The sequence below is a fragment of the Aurantimicrobium sp. INA4 genome (assembly GCF_027924525.1).
Classification (GTDB): domain Bacteria; phylum Actinomycetota; class Actinomycetes; order Actinomycetales; family Microbacteriaceae; genus Aurantimicrobium.
Genome location: NZ_AP027040.1, coordinates 417,621 through 435,619 on the forward strand (window position 1 = coordinate 417,621; position 17,999 = coordinate 435,619).

Genomic DNA, 17,999 nt, shown 5'->3' on the forward strand with positions numbered 1-17,999 from the left:
TAAGGAGCACAGCATGTGTGGAGGTTACGCGCTCGCGGAACCCACTGAAGTGCTTGAGGACGTCTTTCATGTGGAAGTCATAGGTGAGAACCTGCCTGGTCCGAGTTGGAATATTCGGCCGACCAATCAGGTTCCTATTGTGGTCGACACCATTGATGCGCAAACAGGTGCTCAGCTTCGGCGCTTAGAAAGCGCCCGCTGGTCCCTTATTCCTTCATGGGTAAAGGGGGAACCACCCAAGTTCTCCACATTCAACGCTCGCAGTGAAGATGCGGCGTCCAAAGCATCTTGGCGTGATGCGGTCAAATCCAAGCGCTGCCTTGTTCCGGCCTCTGGTTATTTCGAGTGGGTTGTCGAAGACGGTGTGAAAGTTCCGCATTACATTCACTCAGACCACCTGATTGCTTTTGCAGGGTTGTATTCGTGGTGGAGAGCAGCCGAAAGTGATCCGTGGATGCTTACCGCCACCATCTTGACTATGCCGACCGTGCCGGAGCTGGCAGCGATTCACGATCGCAATCCTGTGCCACTACCTGAGCAGTACTGGGATGAGTGGCTGAACCCTTCAACGGTGGGAACTCAAGAATTGGTTGATGCCGCTGTGGCGGCAGCTATCCCTGTTGCGGCTTGCTTGCGAGAGTATGCGGTCAACCCTTTGCGCGGCAATGGGCCTGAACTTATTGAGCCTCGCTAACTGAAGTATTCACTGAAACTTCAGCCCCATTTATTGCATTAGTAGGCTCAAGCGACCAGACTGACACCTAACTGGGTTTTTCCCCAGCCAACACAGGACGGTGCACAGTGGCTCGCAAAATTCGCAGTGAAGACGAACAAATTAAACGCCTCCGGGTGTACAACATCGTTGCTGGAGCAATACACCTGCTGCAAGGTCTTGCATTCCTCTTCATTCTCACCAAGCTCAGTTCTCAAGTGATGTTCCCGGTCACCGTGGACTATATGACAGGTCCTCCCGGTGTCGATCTCCCCACCGAGCGGGTGACCCTGTTTGAAGTCAACCTGGGTCTGGGAGTTGTGGCGTTCTTGTTTATGTCTGCTTTCTTCCACTTCCTTATTTCACTACCTGGGGTCTTCACTCGCTATGCCAACGGGCTCAAGCTCAACCACAACTACTTCCGGTGGACCGAGTATTCCTTGAGTTCCTCTGTGATGATCTGGCTTATTGCTCAACTCAATGGCGCGACAGATTTCGCAGCACTGTTTGCCATCTTCGCCGTCAACGCCTCCATGATCTTCTTTGGTGCTTTGCAGGAGAAGTATGAAAAGCCTGGAAATAAGAAGTTCCTGCCGTTCATCTTCGGTTCCATGACCGGTATTGTTCCCTGGATTATCATCGCGATTTACACTCTGCAGCCAGGTTCAACCAGCGCTGCAGAGGTTCCCGGCTTTGTTTATGGCATCGTCATTTCACTGTTCATCTTCTTCAACACCTTCGCGATCAACCAGGTGCTGCAGTATCGCCAAATTGGTGGCTGGAAGAGCTACCTGCGCGGTGAGCGTGCATACATCACGCTCAGCCTGGTAGCCAAGAGTGTGCTTGCCTGGCAGGTTTTCTCCGGCGCTCTTGTTCCACTCTTTGTGAGCTAATTCAGGGCCCCTCTGGACCGTCAACGACTCGATAATTTTCCCAGCATTTCTGGTTGAGAGACTTCTGAGTCATAACACGGATCTTTGGTAGCCAAAATCCTGTTCACAGCAAACTTTCACACTACTTTCGAGTTAGACCTGAGGTCTAAAACAAGGTACTTTTAAGTGGTAACGAGTGTTACATCGTCTCCTATGAAGTATCTGAAGATTCATCTGCAACGGCGCATCGTGCACATCTATGCCACGGTGCTGTCAGTCGCAACCAAATGTTGGGAGTCCAGTCGAAAGTTTGTTGGCAGAGTCTGGAAAAAACCTCAACTTTCTCTCGGTAAATCTGTTTTCATTCCTGGATCAGCTAATTTCCTTCGAAAGCTTTGGGCAACCTGTTCAACCCTCAGCATTTTTGGGTTGCTGGCAGGTTTTCTCGTATTTATCGCAACACCGCAGCCTGCTTCTGCTGCGGCTGCGTGCGTGCCATCCAGCAGTAACTCAGGCGGTTTCACCACACTGACGTTTACCAACACCTCTGAATGTACCTGGACGGTTCCCAATGGTGTGGTTGCCTTTGATGTCCTGGCTGTGGGTGCAGGTGGTGGTGGTGGAGCTGACGCCGGAAGCGGTGGTGGTGGTGGCGCCTATTACTTCAACTCTGTGAATCTGGGTTCTTTGGTGTCGCCGTCATTCAACATCACAGTTGGTATTGGTGGTCGTCCACAAATTCACACCTCAAACTCTTCGATTCCCTCAAGCTATTTCACCAGTAACAACTTTGCAGGTTCGGCAACCACGTTTGTTAATTCAACATCTACCTTTTCAATTACGGCGTATGGCGGAGGTGCCGGTCAGTGGTCGGGACCTGATTCCGCTGCAGGATGGACTGCTGGTGGTTCAGCTCCTGCCGTAACAAACTCTCTCGGACTCACACTGGGAACTGCCACCTCGAGTGTTGGTGGCTCGGGTGGTGCCGGAATCGCATTTGGCTCGACTTGCGGTAACACCTCAGGTGCAGCCGGTATTGCAGGTACGGGGGGAATAAATGGGATAACAAGTTTTCCTGGTAGTTACGCCGGTGGTGGTGGAGGTGGTGCTTGCCTCAACGGTGCCTACGCTGCCATCGATACATCACGTCGTGGTGGTGCCGGTGTCAATGGCGGCGGTAACGGTTCTGGTGGATACGTAGGCACGACAGCTAAGTTTTTGTCTCGTGTAGCTACCGCAAACTCTGGTGGTGGTGGTGGTGCAGGTGCATCACACGGTGACATCTCACTCATTACTGACCCAGAAACTGGAATCCAGGGCTACTCCCGAAACGGTGCCAAGGGTGCCGATGGTGTTGTTAAGGTTCGCTACAAGAATGCTCCAACAAGCGTCTCAACAATCACGAGCCCAAGCAATGTCTTCGCCGCGACAGGAACATCGCCAACCTTTAGTGTCTCTTCAACTGATCCCGGCGGTGGAACAGTCAGAATCCAGTGGCAGGTTTCCACTGACTCTGGTTCAAGCTGGTCGAATGTTGGCACGCTGAATACAGGCACGAGCAATACCTACACAGTGAGTTCTGTTACGACCACCCAAAATGGCTATCAATACAGGGCTTTGGTGAGAAACTACGATGCGGGCGGAAACTATTCCGAAACTGCTTCCAACGCAGCAACACTGCGAGTCACTGCCTCAACATTGAGCAGTATTTCCTTTAGCCCAAGTACCGTCACGACGGGCACAACCACGCAATACCTTGTCAACGGGAGTGCATCAGTACAACAATCTTTCTTCGGGTGTTACTCCGATCGAACAGACGCAACAAGAACGCCCCTAGTCGGGTCTGGAACATGGATAGGTTCAGCTAATTTCAGCCGCACTAATTCAGGCACCACGCCTGAAACGTTCGTTCGAGAATTGTGGTTTAACAGGGACTCCAACGGTAATCCAGTCAACTCAGTCCCTTCTGCTGCTGACTGCACGAGAATTGCGGGAGCCTTCAGCCCAGACATCAGTGCAACGCTCGTGACTAACCCCACAGCAAGTGTGACCTCTTCCGCATCGGCATACACGCCAGCCGTGGGATCAAACTTTTCTACTACTTTGACAAGCTCCGGAATCGGAAGTTCTGTGAGCTACAGTGTCAGCCCCTCACTTCCGGCTGGATTGACGCTTTCACCCAGTACTGGAGTAATTCAAGGCACACCGACAACTGTTCAAGGAGCAACGAGTTATACAGTCACAGCAACCGGCTCCACGTATGGTTCAGCTACTCGCTCGTTCACCATTGAGGTAGTCAAGGGCACACAAACGGTTGCCTTCACCTCTTCTGCGCCATCAACTCCGTTGCCTAACGGAACGTATACTCCGACCGCGACAAGTTCTATTGGACAGACGGTTACCCTTTCGGTCAGCTCGTCCAACGGTAATGTCTGTTCAATTTCTGGGGGAGTTGTCACATTCCAGGAATCTGGTGACTGTGTCATCACAGCGACACAGGCTGGAACCTCAAATTACCTTTCCGCCACGGCAACCCAAACGATTACTGTTGGCCGTCTCTCGCAAACTGTGACTTTTAGTTCTGTACCTGCGAAAACCTTTGGGGATGCAGATTTTTCTGTATCTGCAACGACAACTGCTGGATCGCTTCCCATCGTTTACGCATCTACAGATACTGCGAAATGTACTGTCGCAGGCTCTACTGTTCGAATTGTTGAAGCCGGTAACTGTGTCATTACAGCCACGCAAACAGGAACTGCGGTTTACCTCCCCGCGTCGCAGAGTCTGACTATCTCTGTTGCTAAGGCCTCCCAGGCAACAGTCACCGTCACTAGCAACTCAACCGTTGTGTACGGTTCCACTTTGTCGCTGACAGCCTCTGGAGGTTCTGGAAGTGCGTCTGGATACGTCTTCACGAAAGTTTCTGGACCTTGCACTATTTCTGGCACAACACTGAGCACTAGTGCCGCGGGAGATTGCGTTTACAACGCTTACAAAGCCGGAGATGCAAACTACAATCAGTCGGCCACTTCAGCAAATTTCACCACCACGATTACACCCAAGCCCTTGACGCTTTCTGTGACGGTGTCACCCTCTTCTCGCGCCTATAACACCACCAGGGATGTGACCCTCGGAACAACTACCGCGTCTAACCTCACAGGAATTATCAACGGCGACGATGTCTCGGTAGATCACACCAAACTTTCTGCCACCGTTGCGACCGCAGATGTGGGCACAAATAAAGCGGTCACTGTTGCTGTGGCAAGTGGGTACCTCACTGGAACCAAGGCAGGAAATTACCAACTTCCTACAATTTCTGGTTCGCCAGTTTTGACAATTACACAGGCGACACAATCCTCCATCACATTCTCGAGTGCACTTACAACAATTTTTGGTCAAAACATCACCCTGGCTGCCTCGGGTGGTAGCGGCACAGGCGCGCTCACATTTGCAACCTCAAGCGGTGCTTGCCAAATTGCGTCATCTATTCTGACCCCGGTCAGTGCGGGAACCTGTGTTGTTGTCGCTACTCGTGCAGCTGACACCAACTACACCGCCCAAACAGCAAGCTACTCTGTTTCAATTGCCTATGCCGACCAAGCTGTCGTATCGATGACCAGTGCAACCACGGTTGAATACGGTACTAACCTCACGCTTGGTGCCCAGGGTGGTAGCGGAACTGGTGCCTATGAGTTTGCCAAGGTTTCAGGAAACTGTAGCGTTTCCGGAACCACGATGACGCCCTCTGCTGTTGGAGACTGTGTTGTCAAAGCTCGGAAAGCCGGAGACTCCGGTTACAACGTCTCCGCGTGGAGTGCGGATGTCACCATCAGCATTACTCCCAAGCCGTTGACTATTGTGGTCACTCCTTTTCCATCCTCCCGTGATTACAACGGATCACGTACGGTTATCCTCGCGACATTGTCTTCTGCGCACGTAACGGGTCTTGTTGGCAACGACTCCATCACTTTGGATAATTCCAAGATCAGTGCCACAGTTCCCGACGCTTCCGTTGGCGTCAACAAGCCCGTCACCACAGTTATCTCCAGTGGCTTCTTAGGTGGAACTCACGCAGCTAACTATCAAGAGCCCACGGTCTCAAACTCTCCGGTGCTGACAATTACCCAAGCAACTCAATCCGCTGTGACCATGAGTAGCGCAACTACCTTTGTCTATGGCAGCTCACTCACGTTGACCGCTACAGGTGGCACAGGCACTGGTGCTCTTGAATACGCTGTTGTTTCTGGAAACTGTTCTGTAACCGGCGACAGCTTAACTGCTTCCTCGGTAGGCGATTGTGTGGTCAAGGCCCGCCGCGCAGCAGACACCAACTACAGCATTTCTGAATGGTCCGCGAGCCAGACAGTGACTGTGACGCCCAAGCCTCTTACCCTCGCAGTGACTGTAAATCCCTCGTCACGTGCATTTGACACCACTAGAACTGTGACCCTCGCAGACACCACTGCAGCTGATCTCACCGGCATCATCAATAATGACGTGGTAAATGTCGATAACAGCAAGCTTTCTGCCACGGTGGCATCAGCCATTGTGGGGGATAACAAGGCAGTAACCGTCACCGTTGCCTTGGGCTATCTAACCGGTGCTGATGCGGGAAACTACCAGCTCCCCACTATTTCTGGTTCACCCACGATAAATATTGTGAAGGCAGATCAAACCACGGTGACCATGACCAGTGCCACCACAGTTGTCTATGGAAACACGCTCACACTGTCAGCGAGCGGTGGCGAAAGCGTCATGGGTTACGAGTATGAGGTTGTCAGCGGCCCTTGTTCCGTTTCTGCTGCGACTTTGAGCACAACCGCGGCTGGAACCTGCGTGGTTCGTGGCCGTCACCTGGGCGACACGAACTACAACGTTTCTGCTTGGTCAGCGAATGTCAACATCAGTGTCACTCCAAAACCATTGACTCTGTCTGTGACGGTTGATCCCTCATCAAGGCCCTACAACACCTCTACTGCTGTGGGATTGGCGGCAACATCTTCGTCCAATCTGACTGGAATTATCAACAATGACGTCGTCACTACTGACGACACCAAGCTCAGCGCTGCAGTAACCACTGCAGATGTTGGAACGAATAAGGCTGTCACGGTTACTGTCAACGCTGGGTTCTTGACTGGAACTAATGCAGCCAATTACTCGGTAAGTTCGGTCTCAGGTACTCCTGTACTCACCATTACACAGACTTCTCAGGCCTCGTTGTCATGGACCAGCGCACTCACCACGGTTTATGGCAGCACGCTGACACTTTCCGCCTCGGGCGGTTCAGGAACAGGAGCTCTGAGCTACGCCACCACTAGTGGACCCTGTACAGTCTCAAGTTCAATCGTGACGCCAACCAGTGTCGGAACCTGTGTGGTTGTTGTTACCCGCGCAGCAGACACCAATTACACAGCGCAGACATTGACCGGAAACGTTTCCATTACTCAGGCAGCCCAAGCGACAGTTTCGGTGACCAGCGCTACAACAGTCGTTTATGGGAGCACCCTAACGCTCACGGCAACTGGTGGAAGTGGAACCGGGGCTTTTGACTACGCAGTTGTCACAGGTGACTGTACTTTGTCCGGCGACGTTTTGACGGCGGGCAGCGTTGGGGACTGTGAGGTTAAAGCTCGTCGTCTCGCTAGCACCAACTATCTGGATTCGGCATGGTCGAGCAATGTCACTGTCTCCGTCACGGCGAAGCCAATCACTCTCACCGTCTCTCCCGTCAATCGTCAGTGGAATGGCGAAACCGCTGTATCGCTGGGAACCACAACCGCTGCAAGCCTCACCGGTATTGAAGCTGGTGACAGTGTCACCGTGGACCACAGCAAGCTTTCTGCATCAGTAGCAACTGCAGCTGTGGGTGATAACAAAGCAGTGACTGTGACTGTCGCTGCAGGTTATCTTGGCGGCACTGATGCTGGAAACTATCAGCTGCCGACAATCGCCGGTTCTCCCACCGTCAATATAACCCGCGCTAACCAGTCGGCACTTTCGTTCACAAGTGCAACCACGATGGTTTATGGTCAAACCCTGACCCTGGCAGCTATCGGGGGAAGCGGAACTGGTGCAATTTCGTACAGCGTCGTCAGCGGAAGTTGTACCGTGTCAACAGCTTCATTGTCAGCCGCGAATGCGGGGGACTGTGTGATCCGCGCAACCAAGGCCCAAGACTCCACCTACCTCGTTGAAACAGTTGATTACACGGTGTCAGTTGGCACAGCCACACAATCAACCGTTTCTGTGAGCAACTCCAACACTGTTGTCTACGGCCAGACCCTCACCCTCACCATCTCAGGAGGTAACGGAACGGGTGCTGCAGAATTTGAGCGCATCAGCGGCCCCTGTTCTATTTCAGGAGACACCCTGTCAACCACAGCTGTAGGGGACTGTGTCATTCACGCTCGAAAGCTCACAGATGGGGCATATGACACTTCGGCTTGGTCGGCGAACTTCACCATTACCATCACACCTAAGCCGATTAGTCTCTCGGTTTCAGTTTCGCCCAGCTCGCGCGCGTATGACACCACACGAAATGTTGCGCTCGCTGCAACCTCAGCGTCCAACCTCACTGGCATTATCAATGGCGACACCGTCACTACCGATGACACCAAGCTCACAGCCACAGTTTCTTCTGCAGATGTGGGAACCAACAAGGCCGTCACGGTAACAGTTGCTTCTGGTTATCTCACTGGAACCCACGCAGCAAACTATTCCGTCAGTTCAGTCACGGGAACCCCAGTTCTGACCATTACCCAGGCAAACCAGGGAGCCCTGTCGTGGGTTAGTGCCCTGTCGACGGTCTATGGTCAAGACATCACACTCTCCGCAACTGGCGGAAGCGGTACCGGCGCATTGAGCTATGCCAAAACAAGCGGTCCATGTACTGTTTCTAGCTCGATCGTGACCCCCACAAGCGTGGGAACCTGTGTAGTAGTTGTAACTCGTGCAGCAGATACGAACTACACGGCACAAACCCTTACAGGAAACGTGGCTATTGGGCAGGCAACCCAATCAACCGTGAGCGCAACCAGTGCCACGACGGTTGTGTATGGCTCGACCCTCACTCTCACCGCAACCGGCGGTAACGGAAGTGGAGCCTATGAGTTCCAACACATCAGCGGTGACTGTGATGTCACGGGATCAACCTTGACACCCTTGGCCGTCGGGGATTGTGAGTTCAAGGTGCGCAAGCTCAGCAGCACCAACTACCTCACTTCTGCCTGGTCAACAAATGTCACCGTCTCTATGACCGCAAAGCCACTCACCCTGACGGTGTCACCGGTTTCACGCCAATATGACGGAACACGTGTCATTACATTGGCTACGAGCACCGTGGCAGATCTGACTGGAATTGAAGCTGGCGACCAGCTCACTGTTGATCATTCACAACTCAGTGCCACAGTGGCTAACTCGGCAGTAGGCACCAACAAAGCAGTTACGGTAACGGTCGGAGCTGCTTTCCTCAGCGGTGCGGATGTGGCGAACTACCTTCTGCCCACTATTGCTGGTTCTCCTGTGGTGGACATTACCCGCGCTAACCAGGCGTCGTTGAGTTTTACCTCTGCAAACTCAACCACTTACGGCATCGATATTCCGTTGAGTGTCAGTGGTGGCACAGGAACCGGTGCTGTTTCGTATTCCGTGAGCAGTGGGCCTTGTGCTGTTTCTTCAACCACACTGACTCCTACTGCGTCAGGAACTTGTGTTGTCACAGCGACGAAAGCCCAAGATTCCACCTACCTTGCCGAATCGGTGAGCTATAACGTGGCCGTGGCTGCCGCTGACCAGGCTTCCGTCACTGTGACGAACTCCAACACGGTGGTTTATGGATCAACGCTTGCGCTCACAGCATCAGGAGGAACAGGTTCCGGTGCTTTTGAATTTGCACCAGTTTCAGGCCCTTGTTCCGTATCTGGATCAACTCTCTCCACCAGTTCAGTGGGAACCTGTGTTATCCAGGCCCGAAAGCTGGGAGATAGTGCATATAACGCATCAGCATGGTCAGCGAACTACTCAATTGCCATCACGGCAAAGCCGTTGACGTTAAGTGTTACCGTCTCACCCGCATCTCGCGCTTATGACACCACTCGTAATGTGTCACTGGCTGCCACAAGTGCAGCGAACCTTTCCGGCATCATCAACAATGATGTGGTTTCCACTGACGACACCAAGCTCAGCGCCACGATTGCTACTGCGGATGTTGCGACGAATAAAGCAGTGACGGTGACTGTTGCTAACGGATACCTCATCGGCACACATGCGGCGAACTATCAACTGCCCACAGTTAGTGGCTCACCAGTTTTGACGGTGACTCAAGCCAGCCAGACTGCACTGTCATGGACCACTGTGCTCACAACAATCTTTGGCCAGAACCTCACCCTTTCTGCCTCTGGTGGAAGTGGCACGGGAGCGCTGAGCTATGCCACAACCAGTGGTCCGTGTTCTGTTGCCAGCTCGATAGTTACTCCGTCGAGTGTGGGTACCTGTGTGGTTGTCGTAACCCGTGCCGCCGATACGAATTACACAGCTCAAACCCTCAGCGGCAATGTAGAAATCAGCCAGGCGTCTCAGGCGACGGTGACAATGACTAACGCAACCACCGTGGTTTACGGCAGCACGCTCACACTGACGGCAACAGGAGGTAGCGGCTCAGGCGCCTTCGATTTCGCCAAAGTGAACGGAAACTGTGTTGTAGAGAATGGTGTGCTCACACCATTGGGTGTGGGTGACTGTGTAGTGCACGCGCGCAAACTCAGCAGCACCAACTACACAACTTCCGCATGGTCAAACGATCTCACCGTCACAATGACTGCCAAGCCACTGACGCTGTCAGTAACTGCGCAAAACCGTCAATGGAACGGTGGTACCTCTGTCTCCCTGGCCTCAACTTCGGTGGCAGATCTCACCGGTGTTGAGGCTGGCGACTCCATCACCGTAGACGATTCTTACCTTTCTGCCTCAGTTGCAACAGCAGATGTAGGTACAAACAAGGCTGTTACCGTCACTGTCTCTGCTGGTTATCTCTCTGGTGTTGATGCCGTGAACTACCAGCTTCCTGTGATTGCCGGTTCCCCCACAGTTAACATCTCCAAAGCAGACCAAGCAACATTGAGCTTCACTTCGGCGACGTCATTCGTATACGGACAGACTCTTACGTTGACCACCACGGGAGGAACTGGAACTAGTACCACCAGCTACGCAGTCGATAGTGGTCCGTGTAGCGTTTCTGGTTCGACCCTGTCTTCTTCTGCAGCTGGTTCCTGTGTCATCACAGCAACCAAGGCACAGGATGCCAACTATCTGGCGCAGACAGCGACCTCAACTGTTGAGATTGCCTTCGCTAACCAAGCGGCGGTATCAATCACTAGCGCCACCACTGTTGTCTATGGTTCAACCCTGAAATTAACCGCCACTGGTGGAACGGGAACCGGTGCTTTCGAGTTCGCCAAGGTCTCAGGTCCCTGTTCAATCTCCGGAACGACCCTGAGCACTACCGCAGTTGGAAACTGTATCTTCCAAGCGCGTAAGCAGGCAGACAGCGGATATAACGCTTCGGCATGGACCTCAAACTACACGGTTACCATCACGCCTAAGCCACTTTCGTTAGCGGTCACCGTTGACCCCAGTTCCCGTCAATACAACACGTCCCGCACAGTGACGCTTGCGCCCACGAGCGCATCAAACCTGACAGGCATCATCAACAATGATGTGGTGAGCACAGACGATTCCAAACTCTCTGCTCAGGTTTCCACTGCTGATGTGGCAACCAACAAAGTAGTCACGGTTACCGTGGCGCAAGGCTTCTTGACTGGCGCAAACGCTGGAAACTACCAGCTCCCCACAGTCTCAGGAACACCCGTCATCACAATCACTCGCACCGCACAGGCGGCAATCACTGTCACAAGTGCACTCACAACGGTCTTTGGCCAGAACATTTCACTTTCGGCCACAGGCGGAAGTGGCACAGGTGCCCTCACGTTCGCTACAACCGGCGGCCCATGTATGGTGGCCTTATCCATCATGACCCCCACCAGTGCAGGTAGCTGTGTCGTTGTTGCAACACGTGCAGAGGACACCAACTACTTAGCTCAGACCCAGACAGAAACTATCTCAATCGCGGCAGCAACCCAGTCCACCGTTACCATCACAAGTGCAACAACAGTGGAATACGGTTCAACGCTGACATTGACCGCTTCAGGTGGCTCGGGAACCGGCGCCTACTCATTTACTGAAGTCTCAGGCGCATGTGATGTTGTTGGAACAACTCTGATCCCGCTTTCTGCGGGTGAATGTGTCATTCACGCTCGTAAAGCTGGGGATGCGTCCTATGCAACCTCTGCCTGGTCCGCTGATGTGACTATCACCTTGACGCCTAAGCCACTCACTCTTTTCGTGACTCCTTCCCCAGGGCTGCGGCCTTATAACGGCAGCTCAATTGTGGAACTGGCAACCACCACTGCAGCGGATCTGGTGGGTATCGAACCAGGCGATGACGTCAGCGTAGATCACTCCAAGCTTGTCGCGACTGTGTCCTCACCGTCTGTGGGAGTAAATAAAGCTGTCACTGTAACTGTCAACGCTGGGTATGTCATTGGACCTGACTCTGGCAACTATCAACTCCCCACCATTGTGGGGACCCCTCTGCTCACGATTACGCAGACAAACCAAGCAGGAATCTCTTTTGCCAACGCGTCGAGCGTTCAATATGGACAAAACCTCAACCTTGTTGCTTCGGGTGGTTCAGGTAGTGGTGCACTAACCATCGTTCGTACCAGTGGGCCATGTACTGTGACAAACAATGTCATGACCTCCACGGGTGTGGGTACCTGTGCGGTCACGGCCACTCGTGCAGCTGATGCGACCTACCTAGAGGAATCCACGACAGCAAACATCACAATTACACGTGCTTCGCAGACTCTGAACTTCACCTCTAATGTTCCTGAAGAAGCATTGCCTGGAATGACCTATACACCCGTTGCGGTTTCTAGTGGCGGTGCCTCTGTTTCATTGAACATCACTAACGGTTTAGCGACGGTGTGTTCCATGAGTAATGGGGTAGTTACTTTCCTTGCTCGGGGACAATGTGTGATTACGGCAAGTCAGTCTGGAACCACCAACTACCTTCCAGCGTCCTCTGTCTCGCAAACAATCGTGGCTGGAATGCTGAACCAAACCATCACGTTCCCTGCGATATCTGATCGAAACTTTGGCTCTTCAGCATTTTCTGCTTCAGCCACCGTGAACTCAGGTTTGAGCCTTGGCTATAACACCACGACCGGTTCGATTTGTAGTGTCAACTCATCTGGTTTGATTACACCGTTGGCTGTAGGAACGTGTTCAATCACGGTCACCCAAGCTTCAGGAAATGACGTTTATGCTCCTGCAAGCCCGGTAACACGCACATATAGGGTTCTTGCTATAGTTCCTACCGCGCCACAGATTACCTCCGTATCTTCAGGTGATTCTTCGATTACAGTTGCCTTCACTCCACCTGCAAGCCGCGGTGGGGCGCCCATCACTAACTACGTGCTCACAGCTACTCCGACCTCTGGGCCTTCCATTATCAAGAGTGACTGTGCGGCAGTGCCTGTACTGACACCTCCTGCCTGCACAATCTCAGGACTCATAAACGGTGAAAGCTACACCGTTGCTATTGCTGCGACAAACTCCGCAGGTACAGGCCCTGATTCAAATACTTCACCCTCAATCGCGCCCGCCACCGCGCCAGATTCTGTTGCTTCTTTGGCTGCAATTCCAGGAAACACCACGTTGACCGTCACCTGGCGTCCTCCGACAAACTTTGGTGGAGGAACCTTCAGTCGTTACGAGGTGACAATTACTCCTCGAGGAGAAAGCCCGCTTCCAACCGTTAACCTTTTCGCTTCAACCGCTAACAGGCACACTTTCACTGGGCTGACAAACGGCGTTGCATATGACGTAGAAGTGGTTGTCATAAGCTCTGCAAACACAACAGATATGGGATCCAACCGAGCTAATGCAATTGGTATTCCGGCCACTGAGGCATCCGCTCCACGCAATGTCGTCATTACGCCAACTTCCTCGAGCACCGCGCTCGTCACCTGGGAAGTCCCCACTTCTAATGGTGGTTCTCCGATTACCGGCTACTCTCTGAGCCCTGGAGGCTGCATCTTTAGCACCCCAACAGCTACTCGCTGTGAATACCGCGGACTGACGCCAGGGTCCACTCTCAATGTTTCTGTAACTGCCATGAACATCATGGGTGGATCGCCTGCAGCTGAGGCATCAGCAGTGATGCCTGCCGCACCTGTAGCAGTTGTTTCTGCAGCCCGCACAGTGAGCCCAACAGTAACCCCAACACCTCCAGTTGAAGCTCCTCCAGTTATTTCCTCTATTCCAGAATTTAGGGATGCTCCATATCCAGGAATTCAATTTGATGCTCCTGCAACAGGCAATGCAAAGGCGCTATTAGATGGCAATGAAATAGAGGCGTGGCTTTCAGTTTCTGAACAAAAAGTCACAGTCCAAACCGAGCAGGGAGTTCTTGTAACCCTGGAGAATACAACCCAATCAACAACCAATGGATCATCCCTGGTGTTAAATCCTGGATCAACAGTGGCCGTGGAAGCTCAGGGATACACACCCAACTCGCCTTTGGAAGCCTGGATTTTCTCAACTCCAGCTCGCTTGGGTTCAGGAATTGCCGATGAAACCGGGGCATTCAAGGGCGAGTTCCCACTCAGCTCAGCATCACAGCTGGGGCAACATACTGTTGTATTGCACGGACTTTCCACTCAAGGTGAAGTTGTCACGGTTGCAATTGGCGTGAAGATTGTTGCGCCGGTGAGCCAGACACCTGAACCCGAATCAGGATCAGATTCGCTGCTGTTTAGCTCGGTACTCATGTTCTTGGCAGTCATGGTTACCCTGACGGTCTTGGTTATGCGCCGCAGAGCACGAAAGTCAGGCGAGTAATTATTTCTCAGGCTTGATTTTCACGGTATTGAGAATCAGGCCAGCCCCGTTACGCATAATGAGCTTGGCATCCGGGGTGATCTTGGTCAGTAGTGGATAGACCGCAGTGGCCAACATCATGCCGATCGCCATAGCAAAGAAGGTAAGTCCGGCCGTTCCGGCAACATCGCTGAGATTTTGTGAAGCTTCCAGCTCTCCCGTGAGCGCAACGAAGCCTGTCGAGCCAGGGACAATCAGCCAAAACGTGGGGAGGAAGATAGCCAAATCTCCCGGGCCACCACCTAACCGAGCATTAATTGCCCAGGAGGTAATCAATCCTGCAGCTGTGGCGATGCCTGCAGACAGGGGAACACCCAGGCTTGGAACTGCCAGCACAGAGATGGCAAAACTGAACATCATCACAAACAAGCTGGGAAGCCAGAGTCGAAGAGGTGTGCAGAAGTAGAGGAAAGTTCCCACGCCATAAATTGCTGCACCTGCCCAGGCCACCCATGCGGGGGTGAGGGTGACTGTGACATCCTCGAGTCGGCTGGCGGGGATGCCGCTTACTGAAATGGCCAGAACACCTCCGAAGGCCATACTGCCCAAAATCATGAGGGCATACATCAGTCGGGATGCGCCGGAGACCATATAGCCGCTCACTAGTTCAATAATTCCCGAGGTCAGTGTTGCTCCGGGCAGCAACACCACAATGAGCATCGCGACCATGCGAACAGGGTCTGGCTTATCCAACAAGATTGAGATTCCAGCGACCATGAGGCCAGCAACAAAGGTAGCCATGAGAGGCAGTAAAGCTGCAAAGCGAGTACTTCTGCTGAGGTTGAGCACCATGATGCCCACCAACAAACCCATAATCGTTACCGCGGCCAATGCGGGGAGGTCTAGGCGGAACGCTGCACCAAAACCTAGCGCTGACAGTGAATAGCCAATCACTCGCAACCAGGCAGGATAGATGGGCTTCATCGTTGCGATGGAGCGCAGGCTCTCGGCAACATCATGGGCATCGTCATGGTTATGACGGGCTTGGGCAAGAATTGATTGCACCTTCGTCATTTGGTCAAAGCGGTAACTCGTCTTCACTACACGAATCTGGGGAACGCCGTGTTTTTTCGTTTCCGTGAGCACCAAAGTCGGCAGTAGAGCAATTTCTGCATCAGCGTTATAGGCATCAGCAAGATCACGCAGCACAAGTTCTGCTTGGGGAGCTGGATAAGTCGAGCTCACCATCGCAGCTGCTGCTTCAGTGAGCATGTTTGTCACATCAGGTCGGGTGGAAGGTTGCCCCACTTGCTCAGTCATGACTCAACGCTAACAAATCACCAGCACAACCTAGACTTGAGGCCACAACATCTTTGTTGAAAGAGGATTCCATGGAATACACCGGAAGTACTGCGCTGATTACCGGAGCAAGTGCCGGCATCGGTGTTGCCTATGCGGATGGTTTCGCCGCTCGCGGAGCAAACCTTGTCCTGGTTGCGCGCCGAAAGGGCCGTCTTGATGTCCTTGCAGCGCGTTTGCGTCAGCAATACTCGGTCAACGTGGAGGTCATTGCACTTGATCTCACCTCAGCAGGTGCCGTGGCCAAGCTGGAAAAAGAGATGGCCAAAAAGAAACTTACCGTTGATGTTCTGGTCAACAACGCAGGCTTTGGGCTCAATGGTTTCTTCGTTAACGAAGACAGGGCACTAACCCAGCAAGAAATCACGCTCAATATCGGTGTTCTTGTCGACCTCACCGCAGCTTTCTTGCCTGGAATGCTTGAGCGTGACCGCGGTGCTGTGGTCAACATTGCCAGCACGGCATCCTTCCAACCTGTGCCAGGCATGGCCGTCTATGGCGCCACGAAAGCATTTGTGCGCTCCTTTACCGAAGCTCTCTGGGGAGAGCTGGGAACCTCGAAGGTTCGCGTGCTGGCAGTCAGCCCCGGTGCAACCGAATCAGAATTCTTCATCGTTGCCGGCGGGAAGCCCTCGGGCAAAGCCGTTCCTGCAACAGATGTGGTGGAGAAAACTTTCTCGGCACTGGAGAAAAACACCCCCTCTGTTGTGGTCGGCGGAGCAAACGCTGTCGGTGCTGGTCTTGTGAAGTTTTTCCCCAAGAAAACGACCATCAGCCTGGTGGGCAAAATGTTCCTCCCGAAGGAGAAGTAATGCAGCACAATTTCCTCTACTCCGTCGAGCGTGAGTACACCCAGCCCATGTCCCGTATCTGGGAGGCATGGACCGACGCAGCCCAGCTTGAGGCGTGGTATCACCCGACAGAGCTAAAAAATGTTCCCGGTTCTTCAATCTCAGAGCCAGAAGTTGGTGGAATGTGGGCTATCGCTGTTGATGTTCCAGAGTATGGATTCCAGTCCTGTTTCTGGGGCACATACACTGCTGTCGAACCAGGCAAGCTCATCGAGCACACCATGTTTTACTCCCAAGACCCTGCAGAATTCGCAGCCAAAGATCTTTCGGGAGAATTTGCCAAGATTGTGGTCGATTTCGAGGAGCGCCCAACCGGAAGCTGGGTTCGCTTTACTCAGTATGGTGAGCTGCCAGAAGAACACATCCACATGGCCAAGGCGGGGATGGAGAGTTACTTCCAGTCCTTAGCTGACTACCTGGCTTAGTTAGCCCAGCAGAGATTTCATCTGCTTATAAATCATGGCCGCTGCCTTCTCGGGCATGAGCCTGGTGAGCTTGTCCATGGTTTTGGCGTCAGAGCCAATGAAGACTTTGTAAGCATTCTTTTCAATAGCGCCAATGATGGTGTGTGCAGCCACCTCAACACTGGTTGTTTTGAACTTATTAGCCTCATGAGGATCCATGTTGGCAGGCATGGCCATACCTGAGTTCTGGGCAATATTGGTTGCAATGGCACCGGGGTAAATGGCAGTGACATGAACCTTTGTGTCCATGAGCTCAGAATGAAGACCTTCGGTCAGAAGTTTCACAGCAGCCTTGGTAGCCCCATAAATTGTCTGACCAGGTACGGGGGCGTAACCACCCATGCTGGAGACATTGGCAATGTAACCCTCCGGGCGCTTGAGCAGTTCAGGCAGGAATGCCTTCACCGTGTTGATGGTGCCATAGAGGTTGACATTCATGACGCGTTCGATGGCGTCAAAGTCGAGGTCGTTTACTTTTACAAAGGGCTGAATAATGCCTGCCACGTTTACAAGGGCATCAACCTGGCCGTGCTTGCTAATTACTGTTTTCGGGAGTGCCAATACTTTGGCTCTGTCAGTGATGTTGAGGGTGTGCGTAGAAAGCTTGGCACCTGCGCCGGCAAGCTTCTTTGTCTCTTTCAAACCTTCCGCGTTGAGGTCAACCGCAGCAACGATGGCACCTTTGGCGAGAAGTTGTAATACAAGCTCGCGTGCAATTCCGTTACCTCCACCGGTAACGACAAATACTTTTCCTGCAATGTCCATGAGTGAACTCTTTTCTGGATGAGGACAACCCATCCAA

General features: G+C 52.8%; 7 protein-coding genes. 5 read left to right on the forward strand and 2 right to left on the reverse strand.

Going from position 1 to position 17,999, the window contains the following annotated elements; genetic code table 11:
- Nucleotides 1-13 precede the first annotated feature (13 nt).
- The 3 genes from AINA4_RS02160 (at nucleotide 14) to AINA4_RS02170 (ending at nucleotide 14,544) form a co-directional block, all read left to right on the forward strand.
- Nucleotides 14-694 carry an SOS response-associated peptidase gene (locus AINA4_RS02160; RefSeq protein WP_281787316.1) on the forward strand — a complete coding sequence of 227 codons (681 nt, stop codon included), beginning with the start codon at nucleotides 14-16 and terminating at the stop codon, nucleotides 692-694.
- A 107-nt stretch (nucleotides 695-801) separates the two neighbouring features.
- A complete protein-coding gene (heR, locus tag AINA4_RS02165; RefSeq protein WP_096381885.1) occupies nucleotides 802-1,605 on the forward strand; it encodes a heliorhodopsin HeR in 804 nt (267 codons plus the stop codon).
- A gap of 192 nt (nucleotides 1,606-1,797) precedes the next feature.
- Nucleotides 1,798-14,544, forward strand: coding sequence for a YDG domain-containing protein (locus AINA4_RS02170; protein WP_281787317.1), 12,747 nt, complete (start codon nucleotides 1,798-1,800; stop codon nucleotides 14,542-14,544).
- Here the strand turns inward: AINA4_RS02170 and AINA4_RS02175 are convergent, their stop codons facing one another.
- Nucleotides 14,545-15,843 carry a threonine/serine exporter family protein gene (locus tag AINA4_RS02175; RefSeq protein ID WP_096381880.1) on the reverse strand — a complete coding sequence of 433 codons (1,299 nt, stop codon included), beginning with the start codon at nucleotides 15,841-15,843 and terminating at the stop codon, nucleotides 14,545-14,547.
- Nucleotides 15,844-15,914: 71 nt separating this feature from the next.
- Here AINA4_RS02175 and AINA4_RS02180 point away from each other — a divergent pair, with 71 nt between their 5' ends.
- Nucleotides 15,915-16,694 carry an SDR family oxidoreductase gene (locus AINA4_RS02180; RefSeq protein WP_281787318.1) on the forward strand — a complete coding sequence of 260 codons (780 nt, stop codon included), beginning with the start codon at nucleotides 15,915-15,917 and terminating at the stop codon, nucleotides 16,692-16,694.
- Nucleotides 16,694-17,158 carry an SRPBCC domain-containing protein gene (locus AINA4_RS02185; protein ID WP_281787319.1) on the forward strand — a complete coding sequence of 155 codons (465 nt, stop codon included), beginning with the start codon at nucleotides 16,694-16,696 and terminating at the stop codon, nucleotides 17,156-17,158. Before AINA4_RS02180 ends, AINA4_RS02185 begins: the two co-directional genes overlap by 1 nt.
- Here AINA4_RS02185 and AINA4_RS02190 read toward each other — a convergent pair whose 3' ends face one another.
- Nucleotides 17,159-17,962: an SDR family oxidoreductase gene (locus tag AINA4_RS02190; protein WP_281787320.1), complete on the reverse strand. Its 804-nt coding sequence runs from the start codon at nucleotides 17,960-17,962 to the stop codon at nucleotides 17,159-17,161.
- Nucleotides 17,963-17,999: the final 37 nt, after the last annotated feature.